Genomic DNA, 21,831 nt, shown 5'->3' with positions numbered 1-21,831 from the left:
TAAATTTGTAAGAATCACGAAAGAAAAATGAACATTTCGCCCTTTATCCTTGAATTATCAGCAGTATACGAAGGGAGAACACCTATGACTTACGTAATACGTACACATCAGTTGACCAAGGCCCTGAAGGGCAATGAAATTGTAGCGGGAGTCAGTATGAATGTGCGCAAGGGAGAAACCTATGGCTTTCTCGGCCCTAACGGGGCAGGCAAGACAACGATGATGAAAATGATTACGAATTTAATCAAGCCAACATCGGGTGAAATTGAATTATTCGGTGAGAAATTAACGCCAAAATCGTATCATCTGCTCGGACGGATGGGTTCGATTATTGAATACCCGATTTTTTATGACAGGCTGACGGCACAGCAAAATCTCGAACTTCATTGTGAATACATGGGCTACTATAATAAGCAGGCTGTTCGGGATGCCCTGGAATTAGTGAATTTAATAAATGCGGATGACAAGCCGGTAAAGGATTTTTCGCTGGGAATGAAACAACGTCTCGGGATTGCCCGCGCTATTGCAACTAAGCCAGAACTACTCATTTTGGATGAACCCATTAATGGTCTGGACCCCGTGGGAATCAAGGAAATCCGCCAACTATTCCACATGCTATGCAAGGAATATGGGATGACTCTGCTCGTGTCCAGTCATATTTTAGCGGAAATAGAGCAGATTGCGGATACAGTAGGCGTGATTAATCACGGACGGCTGATTGAGGAAGTGTCGATGGAACAGGTGCGGGAAACCAATACGGAATATATCGAATTTACGACCAACGATTGTAAAAAAGCGACCTACGTCCTCTCCCATCATCTGAATCTGAATAATATAAGAGTACTCAATGAACAGAGTATACGTATTTACGATTCAAATGTACCGCAGAAACAAATTACGAAGACGCTCATTTTAAATGATATAGAAGTGGATTCCATTCATCAGAAAAGCAGCACACTGGAAGACTACTTTTTGCGCCTGTTAAACGGAGGTGATCTCCATGCTTAAATTGATGCAGTTGGAGCTGAAAAAATTTCATCTGGCGGGTTATATCCGTTCAGCACTGATCGCCAATGCATGCATTCTTGGGCTGCTCTGTATTATCGCGCTGGACAGTCAAAGTGAAGGAATACCCGAATTCACACAGTACACTCAACTCCTGGATCTAATAGACAATTTTGTGAGAGCAACATTTATTGTATTTTCCTCCGTTTTGCTATGCCGCTTTATCGTCGGAGAATTTAAATCCAAATCGATTACGATCTTGTTTATGTATCCGATTCACCGTCAAAAGCTGATGATCGCCAAGCTCTTGGTTGTGCTGCTGTTTACGTTCTTGTCTATTATTATTTCGGAAATAATCATTACGGCTGCTATTCATCTACTCAACCAGTTTGTCTTGATTGTACCGGATAACCTTACTCTATCCATACTGGGCCAACAATCAGCACGGACGCTGATCAATGCCGTTGCTGCCAGCTTTATGGGATTGGTTCCGCTGTATATGGGGATGCGAAGATACTCTGTACCCACCACCATTGTGACCTCAATCCTGATTGTAGCATTGCTTTTCTCCAATAATAACGGCGCTACACTTAGCTCCATAGCCCCCGTGCAAATTGGCTTCTCTCTACTAGGAATGCTTGTGGCTTATGCGGCGATTCGACGTATTGAGTATAAGGATATTACCTCGTAATATGTAATTTCGTAGAGCGCTTTCAAAAAACAGATGAAAATCATTGTTAGATATACACACATTTTTCACTGGACTTCATTCTAAAACAGGTATATCCTATAGGAGAAATTAAAAACGGAATAAGGATCTTCGGGGTAGGGTGAGATTCCCAACCGGCGGTATGGCTCATGGAGCTAAGCCCGCGACTCTGTATCTGGCAACAGGATACGGACTGATTTGGTGAGATGCCAAAGCCGACGGTAAAGTCCGGATGGAAGAAGATCGAAATATCAACATGCCGCGAAGTGGATGAATACTGCGTTATTAGTTTTGCAGCAACTTCATTTAACTTGCATAAAGCGGCAAGTTTATTTGATCAACCCCCGTCTTGCATGGCCTTTCGCCATGGACGGGGGTTTTTGTGCCACCGGTCCTGTATTCGCAAGGAGCTAATTGAGTATGAGTCAATCTTCTACTGTACTAACATCCAAAGGTTTTGATCGTAGCTCCCACATGAAAAGCGGTTTTTGGCTGGTCGCAATTGGAGCAGCCTTGTGGGGCGCAGACCCGCTTTTTCGTATTATTTTGCTAAAGTCATTTACTTCAACACAAATTGTACTTATGGAGCATGTGCTGCTCTTCCTCGCTCTGACACCGATGCTATGGAAGCATCGTGAGGAACTCAAAGCGGTACGGCTTCGTCAAGTTTTCGCTATTTTATTCGTCTCGTGGGGCGGCTCGGCTCTGGCCAGCGTGATTTTCACTATGGCACTCAGCAATGGTGATTTGAATGCTGTACTCTTACTCCAGAAGCTTCAACCCTTGGTCGCTATTGTTCTAGCCCGTATTATTTTGAAGGAAATGTTGCCGCGTCATTTTGGATTATTAATTGTCGTTGCTCTGTTCGGGACGTATCTTCTGACCTTCGGTTGGTCGCTCCCTTTCGGACATGTTCGTGATTTTGTTCAGGTTGGTAGTCTGCTTGCACTCGGTGCAGCAGTTCTGTGGGGCGGTTCGACAGTCATGGGAAGTTACTTGCTTCGTTCAATGAAATATGAAACAGTAACCTCCCTCCGCTTCATGGTGGCGCTCCCTCTGCTGATTGTCCTCACCTCTGTAGAGCATGCGCCATGGAATATGCCTGCCGGTACATGGGCGGGCGCAGCTGTGATTATCAATCTGCTATTGCAGGCATTGCTTCCGGGTCTTCTCAGCTTGCTGCTGTATTACAAAGGCTTAAGTACGACCAAAGCGTCTTATGCTACGATGGCAGAACTGAGCTTTCCCATGGTTGGTGTCGTGATTAACTGGATCGCATTTCAGCAAATTGTCACTGTAGCGCAATTGACTGGTTTTATGCTCATCTGGATTACGCTCTTTATGATTTCACGTCAGCAAAAAAATTAACAGTTCAACGTCCCTTTCATGACTCACCCAAGCCAAATCGTGAAGATGCTTTTGCATCTCCGATTTGGCTTTTTTATGTATTCGTATTCATATAAAATATAGCACTTTAGACCTATCTTTCAGAAAAAGTGTCTAAAACATGTAATTATTCTTCGTTTCTCAAAGATTACATCTATAAAATTAGTCGGTTTCTGTCGAATAAAAGAATGTAGTGATCATCAGACACAGAGGAGCAAGAGCTATGACTAAAACAAAACAAACAGTTCCGTGGTGGAACAGGTTTCTCAAGCAGTTTTATTTAATGAGGACAAGATTAATAATATCTTTTTTAGCTGTGTTATTGATTCCGAGCGTACTTATCGGGTACTTTTCCTATCAGGGGGCTACAACACAACTCAGTCAGCAAATGGGCGGTTCCGTATACACGAATCTGTATTTGATCCGGAGCAATGTCAATCAGTATGTAGCGCCTATTATGAAAGACCTGGACGTGCTTACCACTGAAATCAATTCTGATTCCATTGGTACCAACCAAGAGGCCCTTCAGAAAAAGTTGGATGTCATCGTCAAGGCTCATCCCGAGCTAGATGCCGCGCTTCTCGGTAATGCGAAAGGGCAATACATACGTTCACCGAAAAAACAGGAGGCCGATTATGACCCCCGAGAGAGAAAATGGTACAAAAATGCGATGCTGGAAAAGGGCAAAGTATTCGTCGGTGTTCCAGTTGCCAGCGTCACGACAGGGAATTTAGTCGTTAATATATCGGGAACGCTGGAGGACGGTGAAGGAGCTGTTGCATTGGCTTTGAATCTGGACAAGATGGGTGAAAGTCTGCAGTCTGTTAAGATTGGTGAACGCGGAGGACTCATTATTGTTGATTCTGAACATAAAGTTGTATCTGGGACTGGAACAGCCTTTAACAAGACAGGCAAAAAACCGGCTGACGCCATAGAGGGACTTCCCGAAGTGGCGACAACCGTCGAAAATGATACTCCTTCCATGTCGCAAATTCAATTTATGAATCGAGATATGCTGGCCTTTACACTTAAGGACCCTCTCACCGGTTGGAGCATTGTCGCACTGTCGGATCTGGAGGATTACAGTGATGCAGCCCAACCGATTCTGAAGCAAAGCCTAATTGTGATTGTCATTTCCATACTTGCCGCTGCGATCATCATTGTGCTTATGGTCCGCTCGTTCTTAATTCCGCTGCGCAAGCTGCAAGCAGGAACACGCATCGTCCGTGACGGAAATCTGACCGAACGTGTTAACCTATCCAGCAAGGATGAGTTCGGCGAACTGGCACAGAATTTTGACCAGATGACTCATTCCTTGCATACGATGGTTTCCGAGGTCAATCAAACGTCCTCCCGACTTGCTTCCTCTTCTCTGATGATCAAGGAAAGCACAGAGCAAACGACGGAGTCCGTACAACACGTAGCGGAAACGGTTATGGAATCCGCAGAAAATGCAGCCACCAGCGCCGAGGCATCCGAGCAAACCGCTAATGCCGTTGAAGAAATGGCCAAGGGTGTCAGCACCATTGCCGAATCAGCAAGCTCCATCGTGGATTCAGCAGGACAAACCGAGCATGATGTAGCTCAAGGCAGTCAAATGATCAGCCATGTGCGGACACAAATGGACCGTATTCTGGAAGCTGTAAGCCAAACGGCTAGCCTGATGGATGAGCTATCCCAGCTCTCAGACGATGCGAAGCAGATGAATACAGCTATTGCCGCCATTGCCAAGCAAACCAATTTGTTGTCTCTGAACGCGTCTATTGAAGCTTCCAGAGCTGGCGAGGCCGGGCGTGGATTTGCCGTAGTCGCTATAGAGGTACGCAAGCTGTCTGAGCAATCCAAGGAAAGTGCAGATTCCATCAGTCAGATCATTACTCAGATGCTCGATTTGATTCAACGCTCCACCGCTACCATGAACGGTAATGTTCGTAACCAGGTAGGTGAAGGATTACGTATTAGCCAAGATGCAGAAGGTGCATTTACGAATATTGAACGCTCTACATCTCATATTGTGGAACAAATCCAAAGTGTGTCCGCTGCGGCTGAACAAATCTCAGCCAGTACAGAGGAAGTTTCGGCTACTGTCACCCATTTGGCAAGTCTGTCTCGCAATTCGGCGGACAGTTCGCAGACAACCTCTGCTGCCGCTCAGGAGCAAATGGCGGCCATGGAGGAAATCGCATCTTCGTCTCAGGAGTTGTCCAACATGGCCCAGGATTTGCAACAGCTGGTTAAGCGATTTAAGATTTAAGTTACACATCGTATCGTTGCAATTTCATGCAAGTAAGAATGAGCAGCAGTATATCTAATGACTAACAAAAGCCTTCGTCCGTATACTAATTACGGGCGAAGGCTTTTTCCATGTGAGTACTTGGGGTGATCTCTCTTGTTTACTTATAGGGTCATCTGACCGGTTAACTGACGGCGTCTATCTCCTTCGGGGTCGTGCTCCATTTTAATATCCTGATGGAAAATAGCTGTAGTCCGCTCTTCCCTGTCGTACATCGGCCAAGCCTCCTCGGACAGCACAGGCTTCCCATCACGTGCAAAAGCAACCCATGCCTGCTGCATAGCTTGAGCGAGCTTCTGCATCGACGGTTGAATCTCTAATCCAAGCTTACCTAGCAGCTCCAGATTATCGAAAACAAACGCAATTTCGGCACCGTGAACCGCTTGTCCAAAGGTAGGATGCCCCGGCAATGTCCAATCAAAACGATACATCCATACAGGCGCATGCGCCGACTGCGCAACAGCAAGAGCCAATGCAGGACGCCAAAAAAATAGATCAGTCAACATTTGTGCCTGTCCCTCAATCGTAACAGGAAATGGTTCTATCAGGTCGCCGATGTCTGACATACCTGTCATCATTTCCAATGCCTGATTCGCTGTTGACTTGTTCATTAGATGGGATTCTTTTCGGATGAAATAGGCCCCCTCATGCAAGTTCGTTCCAATCAAAACGGATACCTGCTTTGCTGAACCTTGCGCGATTGCAGACAGCGGCTCATCTGGCAAGGTCACACCGTCCACGACGGGTTGATAGATCATCGCCATCCCTGGTCCGATGACTTCATGCGTCTTCGCCATAGCTAGCATCAGCGCATCTGTCGGCAGCGTAAACAATCGTTCTGGATTTTGAGTGTCCACACCCAGCTGCTGCAGATACACAGCCGTCACTTGTTCGGCCTGTGAGGTTGGCAATACCTGCGACGCACCGCTCTGCAAAATCGCACGCTGGAACAGTCCCTCAGCGTCTGGCATCGCCAATAAAGCGGCAATACTCATCGCGCCTGCCGATTCACCGAACACCGTTACTTCGTCCGGGTTACCGCCAAAGGCAGAGATGTGATCCCTAACCCATTCCAGCGCAGCGATCTGATCCAGCAGTCCCGCATTAGAGGTCAGGCCATCTCCCTTTGGGGTCAGATGCAAAAATCCTAACGGCCCCAATCGATAATTGATCGTAACAACCACAACATCGCCATTCTTCGCCATGCGTTCCCCGTCATATAAAGGTATAATCCCGGACCCCGTGACAAAGGCACCGCCATGAATCCACACCATCACCGGACGTCCCTTCTCAGGAGCCTTCGAAGCAGGTGTCCAAATGTTCAGGTATAAGCAATCCTCTGACTGCTCAGGCGGTTCCACCAGATTTCCAGTCATACTTTCAGCGGATGGCATAGGTTGCGGACAGATTGGCCCAAAACTCGTCGCAGCCCGTACACCCTCCCAAGACTCCAAAGGCTGGGGCGCGTGAAAACGTAGTTTTCCAACAGGAGGCTGTGCATATGGGATACCTTTCCATACATGATATCCATTCCCCGTTTCCCCACGTAATTGACCTAAACGAGTATGTACTGTAATACTCTCCATCATGAAGCCTCCTTTATTTCGTATCTTCAACACAACGGTATAATATCAATCTTTACATATCTCTATTATACCCTTTGCACACGGCCAAACCAAAAAATACCGGAAGCACTTTTGCGCTCCGGCATTTTTATAAACAAGATAGGGAAATAGCGATTAATCCCGAACTTCTTCTTTGGGAATCAGCTTGTAAATTTCTTCGCTTTCCATAGAGTCAATTAGTCGGTCTAGCCACTTGTAATAAGCGACGGCCTGCTTCATTTTCATACGATCTTGCTGAAGAATCGCCTTAAATTCCTCGTACTCTTCACCCTGATTCATCAATCTGTCCAGCTCATCAATGGCTTTGCGCAACACCAGTAAATTTGTTTCTACCGCTTTTCTCCATTTAATAGCGAAGAAATCAGTGAAGGTTTGATGCCAGTCATATTCGACTTCATACAAGTCTTTGCGTGAGCCCTTGCTCCATACCTTATTTACCATTTTCAGATCCAATAATGTTCGAACTCCTGTACTCATGCTCGTTTTGCTCATTTCCATTTCACGGCCCATCTCGTCCAGCGTCATCGGTTTATCCGCAAAGAAAAGCAAACCGTATAAATGCCCCGCAGACAAAGTGATCCCATACAGGTCCATGTTTTTACCTATAGCTTCTATAACACGTTTGCGAATTTTTTGCAGCGAAGCCTGCTGCTCATCACCTAACTGGTACAAGCTCATGCTTGCAACCTCCTAATTTTAGAGCATTTTGCACAACCTAGTATGAACGATTTACCCGTAAAAGATTAGCTTTGACGCAATGTATGAAATCTTTCAATAATAAATGAAATGTTTCAAAAACAAAGCTTCTGTCTATATTACAACAGCATGGATCGTTCAAAATCATAATTCGCAAAATCGCTAATGATAGTAAACTTTTAAAATTATGGATATACATAAATCTTTTTCTTATGGTTATATTTCATTGTCTATTTTAAAAAAAGCACTATCGGTTGTAAAGTTCCGAATGTTTGAGCATTCTAAAGAACGAAGGAGCATATCAGAGGAAACTTTGTACAGTTTTTTCTGTACGTACTTTATGAACAGTTTTTTTGTTTGAAATGTAAGCAATGCTTCTGTTACAATTAATTTTGTCATTAACCGTTCAGGATGTTCAGAATTATGATTTTTATACTCAATCCTTAATGCAACAAGGGGTTAATACCAAGCAAAGTATAGAAAGAAGAGGTGTATGTATGACGATTTTGGAAGTCAAAAATGTCAGCAAACTCTTTGGTCCTCACGCAGAGCAAGGTGTTCCGCTCCTGGAGCAAGGCTGGGGCAAGGAAAAGTTGGCCAAAGAAAAACAGATTACTGTTGGTGTCAATAAGGCCAACATGGAAATTAAGCAAGGTGAAATTTTCGTAATTATGGGGCTATCGGGCAGTGGCAAGTCCACTTTGGTGCGAATGCTAAATCGCTTGATTGAGCCTACCTCCGGTGAAATTCTGGTCCACGGCAAAGATCTCCGTAAGATGAACAAAGAACAACTTCGCGAAGTTCGTCGTAAAACCATCAGCATGGTTTTTCAAAAATTCGCCCTGTTCCCACATCGGACTGTATTAGAAAATGTAGAATATGGTCTTGAAATTCAAAAGGTAGAAAAAGTACAGCGTCAGGAAAAGGCGCAACAAGCGCTGGAACTGGTTGGTCTTAAAAACTGGGGCGATAAAATGCCCGATGAATTGAGTGGCGGTATGCAGCAGCGTGTCGGCCTGGCACGGGCGCTGGCTAATGACCCTGAAGTGCTCCTGATGGATGAAGCGTTCAGTGCATTGGATCCTCTCATTCGCCGTGACATGCAGGATGAGCTGTTGGAACTTCAAGATAAAATGAAGAAAACAATTGTATTTATCACCCATGATCTGGATGAAGCGTTGCGGATTGGTGACCGGATTGCCTTGATGCGAGACGGTGCGGTCGTACAAATCGGTACACCGGAAGAAATTATGATCCAACCGGCTAACTCTTATGTAGCCCGCTTCGTCGAGGATGTGGATCTGTCTAAGGTATTGACGGCTGCTCATGTCATGCTTCGTCCAGAAACCATCACCATGGATCGTGGTCCACGTGTGGCTCTGGAATTGATGCGGGAGCGTGGGATATCCAATTTGTTCGTCATTGACCGTACTAAAAAGCTACTGGGTGTTATTAACGCCGAGGATGCTGTTCATGCACTGCGCAATAATTTGAAAATTGAAGATATTTTGATTACTGACGGACCGCAGGTTGCTGCCGAGACTGTCATTAATGATTTGTTTGAAATTACAAGCTCGTCCAAGGTGCCGCTGGCTGTGGTCGATGACAAGCAAAAGCTGCTGGGCGTTATCGTCCGTGGAGCATTGCTCGGCGCACTTGGTGGAGATGTTACCACTACAAAGGAGGTGAATGCCCATGATACCGAAACTGCCAATCGCTGAGTGGATTCAATCCATTGTCGACTGGATGGGTATTCATCTGGCTGGATTGTTTAATGTTATTTCTTCTATTATAGAAGCTGTAGTAGGCTTTTTCTCAGGCCTGTTCATGCTTCCGCACCCTCTGGTGTTCATCGTGATCATCGGGATTATCGCCTTTATGATCGGGCGGGTTCAGCTTACGCTGTTTACTGTCATCGGCTTCCTGCTGATTGATAATCTCGGCTATTGGAGTGAAACAATGAATACGCTCGGACTGGTCATCACGTCTGCGCTCGTATCCATTGTTATCGGGATTCCCATCGGGATCTGGTGTGCATACAGTAAATCCGCATCCCGCATTATCACGCCTTTACTTGATTTTATGCAGACGATGCCTGCGTTCGTGTACTTGCTCCCAGCGGTTACCTTTTTCAGCCTGGGTGTTGTACCTGGTGTTATCGCATCTGTTATCTTTGCTATCCCCCCAACCATTCGCATGACTAACTTGGGGATTATGCAAGTATCAGGTGAGCTGATCGAAGCCTCAGATGCTTTCGGTTCAACCTCTGCGCAAAAGCTGTTCAAAGTTCAGCTTCCACTGGCATTGCCTACCTTAATGGCTGGTATTAACCAGACGATTATGCTGTCACTGTCCATGGTTGTTATTGCTTCCATGATCGGTGCAGAAGGCATCGGTGCTGTTGTATACCGTGCTGTGACACAGCTGCAAATCGGTAAAGGTTTTGAAGCCGGCTTAGCTGTTGTCGTTCTGGCTATTGTGCTTGACCGTTTTACGCAAAACCTGTTTAAACCTACGCAAAAAGGCAAAAGCCGCGTATCCAGCAAGCAAAAAGTATGGATTACTTCTGCAGTTACAGCTGTCATTTTGATCGCTGGTGCATCCCAATATTTTGTTGGTACGGATCATTCCGCATCTGGCAAAGGTAACGCTGCTGCCAACCCGGTTGGCGAAGAAGTCGGTTACAAAATTATCGGTATTGATGCCGGGGCAGGCATTATGAAATCGACTGCCAAAGCAATTCAAGACTACAATTTGTCTGATTGGAGACTGGTTGAAGGTTCCGGTGCAGCTATGACGGCCACACTGGACAAAGCCATTAAAGCGAAAAAACCGATCATTATTACAGGTTGGACTCCTCACTGGATGTTCAACAAGTATGATCTCAAATATTTGGAAGACCCTAAGAAGTCTTATGGTGAAGCCGAGGGGATTCATACGATTGCCCGTAAAGGCTTGCAACAGGATGCTCCTATCGCTTATGAGTTTCTAAAACGTTTCAAATGGACACCGGAAGATATGGGTGAAATGATGGTTGCCATTCAAGCCGGAACCAGTCCTGAACAAGCTGCCCAGGATTGGGCGGAGAAACATGCCGACAAGGTTCAGGAATGGACTAAAGGACTGCAACCTGTCAATGGCGACACGTTCAAGCTGAGTTATGTCGCTTGGGATTCCGAAATTGCCAGTACGAATTTGCTAAGTTATATTTTGGAGAACAAACTGGGTTACAAAGTAACCGCACTTCAAGTTGAAGCAGGTCCTATGTGGACGGGTGTCGCTAGTGGTGATGTAGATGCTTCACCGGCTGCATGGCTGCCGTTAACACATGCGGATTACTGGGCTAAATACAAGGATAAGCTCGACGATCTTGGGGCTAATATGAGCGGTGTTAAAACCGGATTGGTCGTTCCAGCTTACATGGATGTTAAATCGATTACTGATTTGCAGGATAACGGAGCCGAAGCGGCTCCGGCTTCCGCCACAACCGAGGACTTTGGCAAAGAGGTCGGTTACCGCATTGTCGGTACCGACCCTGGCGCCGGACTAATGAAGCTGACCGCTAAAGCTATTAATGACTATGGCTTATCCGACTGGAAGCTGCTTGAAAGCTCTGGAGCTGCTATGACCGCTACACTGGATAAAGCTATCAAAGCCAAGCAGCCTATCGTCGTAACAGGTTGGACTCCTCACTGGATGTTTAACAAATATGATTTGAAATACTTGAAAGATCCTAAAAAAGCGTACGGTGATAAGGAAGAAATTCATACAATCGCCCGCAAAGGTTTGAAGCAGGATGCTCCTGTGGCTTATGAATTTCTAAGCCGCTTTAAGTGGACTGCTGAAGATATGGGTGAAGTGATGATCGCGATTCAGGACGGTATTGCCCCACAGCAGGCTGCCAAGAACTGGGCTGATAAACATCCTGACAAGGTACAGGCATGGATCAAGGGCCTACAGCCCGTCAACGGTGATCCTTTGAAGCTGAGCTACGCTGCTTGGGATTCTGAAATTGCCAGTACGAACGTATTGAAATATGTATTGGAACAAAAATTGGGCTATAAAGTAACAGCCCTGCAAGTGGAAATCGGCCCGATGTGGACTGGCGTGGCCGGCGGAAGTGTAGATGCTACTGCTGCCGCTTGGCTTCCATTGACGCATGCTGATTATTGGGCTCAATACAAGGATAAGGTGGATGACATCGGAACCAACATGACTGGCGTTATGTCCGGGCTTGTCGTTCCATCCTATGTACCGATTGATTCTATCGAGGATCTTAAATCGCCGCAATAATATTTTTTCCGCTTTTAAACCATACGAATAAGCAAAAGGCAGATCAGGGGTAAACCCTGATCTGCCTTTTTATGATATCCATATTTAAAGTTGCTCTCAGCCTTTTAGCGTGAATCCTTCTTGAGCGGGCACATCGGCATGCTGCCCTGCCGTCTGGTGCTGTCTAAAGAATAACGGATAGATCACAAAGGACACCAGCAGACTCACACAACCAATGACGCCTAGAGCAATCATATCTTTGAAGATGTAGGTGATATCCAGTCCTTTGAGCGTGATGTTCCGTACAGCATCCAGGTAATACGTCAGTGGCAATATTTCTGCAAGCCCCCGCAAGAAGCCGGGCATTGCTTCCAATGGCCACGTATAGCCTGACAGCATAAAGGAAGGAACAGCAATCAGCATCAGCGTTTGGGTCGCATCCACTCTGGTCTTGGAAAAGAGACTGAACAGGAAGCCTAATCCGCACAAGGCAAAGTTAAAGACCAGCGACACCAAAATTAACGGCAGTACCTGTCCCCTAAACGGAATATCAAAGCATAAAGCACTGATACTGAATACAGTCAGCACATTGAAAGCTCCCGCTGCATAATACGGTGCCAGTTTGGCAATAGCCAAACGCCAAGGGGTATTTCTCCATGCACCAAATCTTCCCCAAGTCCCTGCTTCCTTATCACGCGTGCAGGACAACGCGATACCAAGCAGCAAACACTGCTGGAGAGCCGCAGAGATAACCCCTAGTGGCATGAAAAGCTTATAATCATATACCGGGTTAAATAGCACTCTGGATCGGAACGGGATGGTAGTCAGCGTCGACGCGGCCTGATCGGCGTTCATTCCCTTTTGTTTCATAGAATTGACCGATACTCCAGCGCTCACGCTGCTAATGACCTGATTCGCAATCCGACTGGCACTATTGGAATACATCATATTACTGCCGTCAATTAGCGTGAGCACGGGTGGATTCTCCCCATGCTTAAGCCGAGTCGTAAAGTTGTCGGGAATGACGATTCCGACCTTAGCTTCCCCGGTCTCTACCTGACGGACAGCATCTTCCTGATTGGTCGCTTGCCGTGTAACGGCAAATGAGTCGGTCGAATCGAACGCCTGAATGATCTGGCGACTGAGCTGTGAATTATCTCCATCGTACACTGTGACAGGCATCTCGATAATCCGCTGATGTGAATATAGGAAGCCGAATAGTATCGTATACACAATCGGCGTAATCAGCAGAATAGCCATAAAGCGGCGGTCCCGGAAGATGCTCAGCCATTCCTCGCGAAACACATCGCGGATACGAAGTCTTTCCTGTGAATCCTGCATATTACTGCGCCCCTTTGCCTGTAAACAGGACCGTGGAGCCTGTTGGAACCGAAGCAGCAAGGTCCGGCAATGCTACTTTAACACCGAAGGAACGGACATCCTTGTCACCGGAGCTTTGGCTTGGTTTTTGAATGGCAAAGTCCGCAGCCGATTCTAACAGAATGACTTTACCCTTCAGTTCTTTACCGCCAGACAGTAATTTAATTTGGACGGTATCCCCTGCTTGAAGACCGTTCAGAGACGTTTCAGGTACATAGAATTTAGCCCAACGTTGTGTCGAAGTTTCAATGGTATAAACCGGGAATCCTGCGCTAGCCATTTCACCTAAACTAAGCGACTTGGATTTTACGATTCCATCTTCAGACGCATATAGCGTCGTGTAGCTCAAATAGGTCTGAGCCTCTTGAAGCGCGGCTTCCGCTTGGGCTACCTGAGCATTGGCACCTGCAACCGCAGATTGAGCCTGCTCAACTGTAGATTGCGCCGCCTTCACAGCAGATTGCGCTTGTTCTACTGAAGCCTGAGCAGCTTTGACATCTTCCTGTTGCACAGCAACTTTGCCCGCTCCTGCCTGTGCTTCCTTCACCGCAGCCAAGGCTTGACGGTATTGAGCTTCAGCCGCCGTAATTTCCTCCTTGCGGCTTCCCTCCCGTGCCATATCCAATTTTTGCGACTCTGCATTATACTTGGCCACTGCCTGTTGATGTTCCAATGTCGCTTGATCCAAAGATGCCTGGGTTGCTGCTCCGGCTTCTTGAAGCTTTTTGGCACGCTCCAGATTTTTAACGGTCAGGTCCAGCGTTTCCTTGGCTATCTTCACAGATACTTGCAATTGCTCAAGCTCCTGCGGTCTTGCCCCGCTCTTGAGCGCATCCAGTTTTGCCTTGGCGGCGTTTGCAGCCGCTTTGGCCTGTTCGATCTGGCTGGAGGATGCCTCAGCGGTCACACTGACCGATGTGGTACCTTGGCTCTTCTTGGCCTGAGCGGCGCTTACAGTAGCCTGTGCCTGGCCTACGCCTGCTTGAGCCTGCAACACACTGGCTTTTGCTTTGGATACATTACTCTTAGCTGCCAGCAACGCCGCCTGTGCCTGCTTCACCTTATCTTCCAACTCGCGACTTTCCAGATGGGCTAATACCTGCCCCTTTTTAACCTGATCGCCTTCCTTGACGAGCATCTGGTCAATCCGTCCTGCCATTTTAAAGCTGGCATTGAGGGTATCCGACTCCACATAAGCCGTAGGTATGGAAGAAGACTGATCCGCAGACAAGCTGCTCCCACCCCGTGGGAAAGCAGTCAAGGCATAAATTCCTACCGCGATTAAAATAATAAGTACGACGTAAATCGTATATTTTTTAGCTTTCATGTTTTCATCACTCCATCTGTCTATTAATGTTGCATGCCCAATGCATTACACACAAATACTTCAATACTTTCTCGAACCTCTTGCAGATTCATCGTTTCGCCCCAAACCATGGACCGCATCGGAGCGAAAATGTAAATCCCAAATAAGCAATTGGCTGTTGTTTTGGCATCCAGCTTACTTGAAATTTTCCCATATAACTTACCGGAATCGATCTCCGCCTCCATAAAATCAAAATAGTCTGCCAGCACCTGCCTAATATTAAAATGCTGTTCCTGTGAGACCCATCCCTTGCTAACCAGTAAACGGCAAAAATCCGGCTCTCTCCCAATGAACTCAATATGTACTTGGATCAGCTTGCGAACCCTCAATTCTACCTGATCCATAGGAACCTGAGCCATCGCTTCATGGATATCCTGCACAAATCGCTCCATCCCCATCTTCAAAATGTAAATGTACAATTCTTGCTTGTTTTTAAAATTGTAGTACAGGGTTCCTTTGGCTATGCCACAAACCTTAGCAATTTCTTCCATGTTTGTTTCGTTAAATCCTCGTTCGGAAAAAGCTTTAAGTGCGCCGTTAAAAATAATTTCCTTCGTTTGCTGTTTCATGCTTCCTCCTTTTTTTGAACTGACCGTCCAGTACAAAAATTATGTATTTATTATAAGCCCATCTTTAGTTACCCAGCAATAGGAAAAATGAAAATAATTCATTTTAGACATTTCGTCTAAACGATTATTCTAAAAAAATAAAAATGCAAAAACGGATCGAATAAGTGAGGGGGTCACTCATTCGATCCGCTATGTCATAAAATCGGATGATAAGGGGGCCATTCTACAGATTATCAACCGATTTTAAGGGAAGGCCGACTATTTTTTCACCGTTTGATTGTATTGCGCAATTTTGCCTGTTATTTCTTGTGCAGCTTGATCCAATGCCTGTTTTGGCTGTTGCTGGCCACTCAGAACGGCCTCGATTGCACCTTCGACGATTTGGCGCGCTTCTGGGAATACGCCCATCACTGCGCCCTGTGTAGCGGTGGATTGTGCCGATGCGTGCAATTGGTCAACCGCCGTCTGGAATTGCGGATATTTTACCATATTGTCTTTGAGTACCTTCTCGTCATAGGCTGCTTTCGTGATCGGGAAGTACCCGGTATTTACACTCCATTGTGCCTGTACAGCTGGGGAAGCGACGAATTTAATGAACTCCCACGCTGCCTTCTGTTGGGCTTCAGGCTTGTTGTTCATAATGTACAAACTCGCGCCGCCTACAACCACGCCGCCTTCTTTAGCTTCATTGGCTCTTGGCAGGAATCCGGTGCCTACTTCAAATTTATCGCCAACCTGCTCCACAATATTACGCAGCGAAGCGGTGGAATCCAGCGTCATCGCAATTTGTCCTGCGGAAAAAGCCTTTGCCGTATCGTCCGAGTTACGTCCCAGATTGGATACAACCTTTTCATCGACCATTTTCTTCCACCACGTCAGCGTTTTTACACCGGCATCCGAATTCAGCATGGATTCTGTTGCCGCTTGGTCACGACCATTGCCATTATTCACATAATCCGCGTTCTGATTGGCAAACAGTTGCTCCATAAACCAGCCATAGATGGCTATGGAAGCACCGGATTTACCATCCTTGCTCAAGGCTTTTGCAGCCTTTTCGAACTCATCATACGTTTTCGGAGGATTAGCTGGGTCAAGTCCTGCGGCTTTGAATGCATCCTTGTTATAGTATAGTATCGGGTTTGACGTATTGAACGGCATGGCGTTCAATTTACCATCAATCGTGTAGTAACGTGTAATATTTGGCTCTAACTGCGACAGATCGAACTTGTCTGCATCAATAAATTGTTGTACAGGTGTGATCATTTTGGAGTCGATCATGAATTTACTACCGATTTCGTATACTTGAATGATGTCCGGTCCGCTGTTGGAACCAAGCGACGCTTTCAGCTTGTTCAAGCTATCATCATATTTGCCTTGATATACTGGCTCTACCTGAATGTCCTTATGACTGGCGTTAAAATCAGCAGCGATCTGCTTGATTGCTTTTTCACCGTTACCGGACATCGAATGCCACCAAGTCAGCTTCACTGGAGAAGTCGCTGCTGCCCCATCACTACTATTACTCGGCTTCTCTGCAGCAGTATTATTGCTACAACCTGCTGCAACCACCATGGCAGTCAGAATAAGCAGGGTCAACGCACTTTTCAGACGAAAAAATCTCATAATCTCTCTTCTCTCCCTTTGATTAAATGATCTTGAATTGGCATTCTCTTGCGATATTCTTGTGTGTTGAAGCTCTGTATATAGGCTGCTTGCGCAGGTGTTGCTTTTCATTTGAAATATGTGATCAGCCTTTAAGCGCACCCGCTGCCATTCCACGTACCAACTGCTTTAGTCCAAAGATCAGCAAGAGCAGAGACGGTAAAATGACAAGTGCCGTACCCGCGAACACCAGATTCCATGAAGTCGATTCCTGAAATTCGAGCATGGATATTCCGATCTGTACCGTACGCATATTTTCACTATTGGTGATCAGTAAAGGCCAGAGGTACGAATTGTACATATTCAGGAACGAATACACAGCCAATGTTCCAAGCGCAGGGCGCGATAATGGAAGCACATGGAACACAAAGTAACGGATATGTCCGCACCCATCCATACGAGCCGCCTCAAACAGTTCCTTGGGAAGCTGGAGAAAAAATTGCCTTAACAGGAATGTTCCGAATGCCGTCGCCAGAAAAGGAACCGTCAATCCTTGATATGTATCAAGCCAGTTCCAGCTTCGTACCGTCAGGTAGTTTGGAATAATGGTCACTTCCCAAGGGATCATCATCGTCGCTACAAACATGCTGAAAATGAAGTTTTTTCCCTTGAATTCCATTTTGGCAAAGGCGTAGGCCGCCAAGCTCGCTGTAATCAACTGCCCAATCATCGTTAGACCCGAAATGAGAAATGTATTTCCAATAAAGGCTGCAATCGGAACAATTTCAAACACTTCAGTGAAATTCGCCATATGAAAGGAATGCGGAAGAAAGCTTGGTGGATAAGCGCTTGCTTCCTCCGGCGACATGACTGCCATAAAAAACGTATATATAACCGGATACAAAATGAGAGCAGCTGCAATCGTAAGCAGTACATACAGCAATGTTGAATTCAGGTGTCGTTTCATTGGTAATGCACCTTTCTTTCCACCCATTTGAACTGAATCATCGTGAGCAGCAGAATGACGGCAAACAAGACAATGGCCTGCGCGCTCCCCGTTCCAAACCGGAAATTAACGAAAGCTTCCTGATAGATGGAATACACGAATACATTCGTACTGTTCACCGGACCGCCTTTGGTCAAAATGTTAATTTGAGCAAAAGACTGGAAGGCTCCAATGATGGAGACTACTGTTACAAAAAAGATCGTCGGTGATAACAGTGGCAGGGAGATACGCCAGAACGTGACGAGCGGGCCAGCACCGTCCATTTTGGCACTTTCATACATGTCATCTGGAATCCCTTGAAGTCCGCTCGATAAGATAATGTAATTGAAGCCAAGATTCATCCAGATGGTCATCATGGCTACTGAGAACAGCGCCCAATCCGGGCTGGTCAGCCACGGAACCGGATTAATATGTAGCAGGGAAAGCACATAGTTGAACATCCCCAGTGTCGGATGAAAAAGAAATTTCCAAATGACCGCAGATGAACCGACCGACAACACCATCGGCAGCGAAAAGGCAAACTGGAAGATACGCATTCCCCGCAATTTACTGTGTGTAAGTGCAGCGAGTACCAGCGCCAATAAAATACCTACTGGTACTGTTAACAGTGCAAACAGGAGTGTGACCTTAATTCCTTGTAGAAACAGTCCCGAGCTGAAAAGTGTAGTAAAATTATCTAACCCTACATAAGCTGCAACGTTTCCTGCGGGATCTGTAGAATGCAAGCTGAGATATACGGACTTGATCATCGGGTAAAACATAAATACAGCAAACAAAATAAGCGATGGAGCCAAAAAGGTATACGCCAGCGCGTTTTCGCGCAGTCTTTGAATTTTTAGCGAACCCGTGCGTATGCGGGCTTTAGACGAAGTCTGTTGCTGACTCCTCGTCCCCAGTCCCATAGATTTGTTAAGCTCACCCAAAACGGAACGCCCCTTTCTTTTCAAACCAACCTCAGTAAGTGTATCGTTTTGATGTAAAGGGAACGTCAAGTGGGCTGGAGTAAAATGTTAATGTTTTTTCTTTTTGTAAAAGCAACTCTCTATAGGTATAAGCACAAGGACGTAGACTCCTGCATATAATGCATCATTACATGGTATGGAGGTTAGAGGCGAATGCCATACAACACTGTCAGTCCACAAACTTTATATCAAGCTAGACCGGAATTACAGGCGGAACTCAAAAATATCCGCGATCATTTGCATTATCAATTAAGCCCCTACATGAATCACACGGTTAGGGTACAAACGATGGATCATCAAGTATATGAAGGGACGATTGTACACATCGATGCGGATCATTTGTATTTAAGAGTCCCTCAGCAATATCACTCACCCTTCTCAGGCACCACCACCCCTGATCGCTCCTATGCCTACAACAATATCATTCTGCCGTTGGTGTTATATAATTTATTGGTTATAACTCTGTTGAGCTGACGCTCGTTCCATATACCTCTCTAATTAAAAGACAAAAAACCTCCAAATTCTGTAAGGAGCCTACTCTTGGCACATTACGAAGTTGGAGGTTTTAGTTATTTGTTTTCCATAATTATTAGTTCTCACAAGAGATACCTGCTTCTTGCTCTAGTACAGCTACAAACCTTTCTATACAATCTCCATTCGGCAGGTGGGTGAACACCTCGTTCACACCCTGATTGATCAGCGTGATGTTCCCCCTAGAATCTGACAAATCCTTATCCAGCTTAGCCAGTGAAATATGGTGATAATTGATGAACTTGACCCAAGGAGTATCCATAGTGCAGGAATAAAAGATGATTCGTTGGGACGTCACTGCCAGCGTTCCATGATGCGATATCTTCTGGGAGCTCTGTTGCAAATCATACGTACACCCCATACATGATCGGATGTGTTCGCCCGCTTCTAACGTCAGACTAATAGCTCGCAGCTCGTTTTCATTTGTTTGCATCCCGTCTCATCTCCTGTTCGAAGTTCAGGAACGAGTCGCAGCTCCTTGACCTCAGATCAGCTTTTGCGGCTTGTCCCGTCGACCTCTTCATTTTTCGTCAGATTAAGACTCTCACGAACTGGACAATGACCTACCTCAACTGCACAGTGAAACCAAGGATGGATATGTACAACTTAACATGGGTACAGGATGTTATCAACAAGCAAGCTACCACTATTATTTGCCTAACTCCGTAAGCTGCGCATTGCTGAAGAAGCAATTAGATCTAATTTTAAGTGATTGGAATGGATGAATTTCAGAAACGAGGAATGGTATACGCTTCTTCTTGGCAAGCTAATGTGAGAATACGTTAGAACGGAGAAGAAGCCTTATGAAATATAACCGTTTGCTGTGCGCTGGAATTGCTGTTTCTTTACTGTGTATCAGCTCTTGTCCCACTCCATCTACCAATGCACAAGCCTCATCATACGCCTCCCCCACTCCTACAAAGGGAAGGGCCTATTACGAAGAACGGGGCGACATTGTGTGGGAAGTTCCTACCCATCGTAAGCTTATCGCTCTCACATTCGATGACGGACCGGACGAAAGCAATACGCCTGCCATTTTGGATTTACTTAAAGAGTACAATGCTAAAGCAACCTTTTTTGTCGTCGGCAGCCGTGTAGAAAAGCTTCCTGATATTGTGAAACGAGAACGAGCAGAAGGGCATGAAGTGGGCAATCATACCTTTTATCATTCATCTTTTCAGTATATTTCCCGTAACAAAGCTCTGTCAGAATTGGATCAAGGCCAAGCGAGCATCGTTCAAGCAACTGGTGCAGGAACCCATCTTTTTAGACCCCCCGGCGGCTCCTACACCGATTCGCTCGTCAAGCTTTCTAAGGAAAAGGGGTTGAAAATTATTTTATGGTCCTGGCATCAGGATACCTTAGATTGGCGAAAACCTGGTGTACATCGTATCGCTAATAAGGTCCTTCGCAACGCCCGTAACGGCGACATTGTCCTGATGCACGATTATGTACATCAAAGTACACAAACCGTCGAAGCCCTGAAAATCATTTTACCGGAGCTCAAGAAGAAAGGGTTTACCTTCGTCACGGTATCCGAATTGCTCTCTAATCGGGAAAAACCGGATGGGCTCATTGAAGTGAATAAGTAAAAGAGAGCAATAAAACTCCGTCAATTATTTGTTGACGGAGTTTTATACATGAGGATTTTGCGAAAACCCAATAAGGAACTGATAATTCAAGAAGCCTATTACATCATATTGCTATTTTCATTTGCTTAGATTAGCCATATTCACTTGAATCGTGGTTTAAATACCCATTTTATTTATATAGGTATACCTTTTAGGAAGAAAAATTATATTAGATTGATGACCTCATTAAGCTAACGGGAAACGTTAGTTGTATGTTAGTTCAGCCTTCAAGGAGTAAGGCATGACCTATAAGGAATATGTGGAGGCTATGAAAGTAAATCGTGAGGTAGTAAACCGGGTATATGAAGAGCTAGTGTTTACGCCAGAAGATCTTATTATATGGAATGAAGTTGCTAAGCGGAATTTGAGAGGAGTTGTACTAACTGCTGACTGGTGCGGAGATGCCGCCTTAAACGTGCCAATCGTACAAAAAATTGCAGAACATAGCAATATTGAACTACGGTTCTTAAACCGGATGAAATGGATCAATACTTGACTAATGGGACCTCCCGAGCCATTCCAATCTTCATCTTTATTACCGAATCAGGTGGAATGCAGGACGTTTGGGGACCTCGCTCACCAGAAGTACAAGAGCTTGCCACAGAAGTACGCAAGCAACTACCTGCAAGTGATGCATCAGATTTTGCAGAACAGCAAAAAATTGTGTTTGGCAATTTTAAAGAGAATATTACTACAGACCCTGCTATCTGGCGTACTGTTATCGACAGTGTGAAAGCCAAGCTTAAAGCCGATTGAACAATGACGGAGATCTTTGACTGGAAAAAAATGCAGCAGCAA

At 45.6% G+C, this 21,831-nt stretch carries 17 protein-coding genes, 1 pseudogene and 1 riboswitch; of the genes and pseudogenes, 9 read left to right on the top strand and 9 right to left on the bottom strand.

Features of this window, described 5'->3' with window-relative positions:
- Positions 1-84 precede the first annotated feature (84 nt).
- From MHI21_RS06670 to MHI21_RS06655, 4 genes are all read left to right on the top strand, one after another.
- Positions 85-1,008, top strand: a complete 924-nt coding sequence (locus MHI21_RS06670; protein WP_209949631.1) for an ABC transporter ATP-binding protein — start codon at positions 85-87, stop codon at positions 1,006-1,008.
- On the top strand, positions 1,001-1,696 hold the full coding sequence (locus tag MHI21_RS06665; protein WP_061829586.1) for a hypothetical protein: 696 nt from the start codon (positions 1,001-1,003) through the stop codon (positions 1,694-1,696). Before MHI21_RS06670 ends, MHI21_RS06665 begins: the two co-directional genes overlap by 8 nt.
- A 121-nt stretch (positions 1,697-1,817) precedes the next feature.
- Positions 1,818-1,962, top strand: a riboswitch (FMN riboswitch).
- A gap of 172 nt (positions 1,963-2,134) precedes the next feature.
- Entirely contained in the window at positions 2,135-3,082 is a 948-nt protein-coding gene (locus MHI21_RS06660) for a DMT family transporter (protein WP_076292438.1), read from the top strand.
- A 241-nt stretch (positions 3,083-3,323) separates the two neighbouring features.
- Positions 3,324-5,354, top strand: coding sequence for a methyl-accepting chemotaxis protein (locus MHI21_RS06655; protein WP_254351550.1), 2,031 nt, complete (start codon positions 3,324-3,326; stop codon positions 5,352-5,354).
- A gap of 143 nt (positions 5,355-5,497) precedes the next feature.
- Here MHI21_RS06655 and MHI21_RS06650 read toward each other — a convergent pair whose 3' ends face one another.
- Together MHI21_RS06650 and MHI21_RS06645 are read right to left on the bottom strand one after the other, a co-directional pair.
- Complete coding sequence (locus MHI21_RS06650) at positions 5,498-6,979, bottom strand: carboxylesterase/lipase family protein (protein ID WP_342420185.1); 1,482 nt, start codon at positions 6,977-6,979, stop codon at positions 5,498-5,500.
- 153 nt (positions 6,980-7,132) lie between these two features.
- A complete protein-coding gene (locus tag MHI21_RS06645) occupies positions 7,133-7,696 on the bottom strand; it encodes a transcriptional regulator (protein ID WP_028543060.1) in 564 nt (187 codons plus the stop codon).
- A 515-nt stretch (positions 7,697-8,211) separates the two neighbouring features.
- Here MHI21_RS06645 and MHI21_RS06640 point away from each other — a divergent pair.
- Complete coding sequence (locus tag MHI21_RS06640; protein WP_025722068.1) at positions 8,212-9,435, top strand: glycine betaine/L-proline ABC transporter ATP-binding protein; 1,224 nt, start codon at positions 8,212-8,214, stop codon at positions 9,433-9,435.
- Positions 9,410-12,007: a glycine betaine ABC transporter substrate-binding protein gene (locus MHI21_RS06635; protein WP_342419686.1), complete on the top strand. Its 2,598-nt coding sequence runs from the start codon at positions 9,410-9,412 to the stop codon at positions 12,005-12,007. Before MHI21_RS06640 ends, MHI21_RS06635 begins: the two co-directional genes overlap by 26 nt.
- Before the next feature lie 96 nt (positions 12,008-12,103).
- Here MHI21_RS06635 and MHI21_RS06630 read toward each other — a convergent pair whose 3' ends face one another.
- From MHI21_RS06630 to MHI21_RS06605, 6 genes are all read right to left on the bottom strand, one after another.
- Positions 12,104-13,327, bottom strand: coding sequence for an ABC transporter permease (locus MHI21_RS06630; protein WP_209949638.1), 1,224 nt, complete (start codon positions 13,325-13,327; stop codon positions 12,104-12,106).
- A gap of 1 nt (position 13,328) precedes the next feature.
- Positions 13,329-14,693, bottom strand: coding sequence for an efflux RND transporter periplasmic adaptor subunit (locus MHI21_RS06625; RefSeq protein ID WP_209949640.1), 1,365 nt, complete (start codon positions 14,691-14,693; stop codon positions 13,329-13,331).
- Between the two features lie 23 nt (positions 14,694-14,716).
- A complete protein-coding gene (locus MHI21_RS06620; protein ID WP_025721531.1) occupies positions 14,717-15,301 on the bottom strand; it encodes a TetR/AcrR family transcriptional regulator in 585 nt (194 codons plus the stop codon).
- 258 nt (positions 15,302-15,559) lie between these two features.
- A complete protein-coding gene (locus MHI21_RS06615; protein WP_342419685.1) occupies positions 15,560-16,924 on the bottom strand; it encodes an ABC transporter substrate-binding protein in 1,365 nt (454 codons plus the stop codon).
- Positions 16,925-17,048: 124 nt separating this feature from the next.
- Positions 17,049-17,870, bottom strand: a complete 822-nt coding sequence (locus MHI21_RS06610) for a carbohydrate ABC transporter permease (RefSeq protein WP_209949644.1) — start codon at positions 17,868-17,870, stop codon at positions 17,049-17,051.
- Positions 17,867-18,832, bottom strand: coding sequence for a sugar ABC transporter permease (locus tag MHI21_RS06605; RefSeq protein ID WP_043882098.1), 966 nt, complete (start codon positions 18,830-18,832; stop codon positions 17,867-17,869). Before MHI21_RS06605 ends, MHI21_RS06610 begins: the two co-directional genes overlap by 4 nt.
- Before the next feature lie 192 nt (positions 18,833-19,024).
- Here MHI21_RS06605 and MHI21_RS06600 point away from each other — a divergent pair, with 192 nt between their 5' ends.
- Complete coding sequence (locus MHI21_RS06600; protein ID WP_341162017.1) at positions 19,025-19,345, top strand: hypothetical protein; 321 nt, start codon at positions 19,025-19,027, stop codon at positions 19,343-19,345.
- Positions 19,346-19,460: 115 nt separating this feature from the next.
- On the opposite strand, the gene MHI21_RS06595 is transcribed toward MHI21_RS06600, so the two are convergent.
- The gene (locus MHI21_RS06595) at positions 19,461-19,835 is read right to left on the bottom strand and encodes a PH domain-containing protein (protein ID WP_341162018.1); all 375 of its coding nucleotides are present in this window, start codon (positions 19,833-19,835) and stop codon (positions 19,461-19,463) included.
- Positions 19,836-20,205: 370 nt separating this feature from the next.
- Here MHI21_RS06595 and MHI21_RS06590 point away from each other — a divergent pair, with 370 nt between their 5' ends.
- Together MHI21_RS06590 and MHI21_RS06585 are read left to right on the top strand one after the other, a co-directional pair.
- The gene (locus MHI21_RS06590) at positions 20,206-20,994 is read left to right on the top strand and encodes a polysaccharide deacetylase family protein (RefSeq protein ID WP_341162019.1); all 789 of its coding nucleotides are present in this window, start codon (positions 20,206-20,208) and stop codon (positions 20,992-20,994) included.
- Between the two features lie 280 nt (positions 20,995-21,274).
- Positions 21,275-21,789: pseudogene (locus MHI21_RS06585) on the top strand (thioredoxin family protein).
- The last annotated feature ends 42 nt before the right edge of the window (positions 21,790-21,831 follow it).

The sequence above is a fragment of the Paenibacillus sp. FSL H8-0168 genome, assembly GCF_038592955.1.
GTDB classification, from domain to species: domain Bacteria; phylum Bacillota; class Bacilli; order Paenibacillales; family Paenibacillaceae; genus Paenibacillus; species Paenibacillus polymyxa_B.
This window is presented reverse-complemented; position numbering and strand designations above follow the sequence as displayed.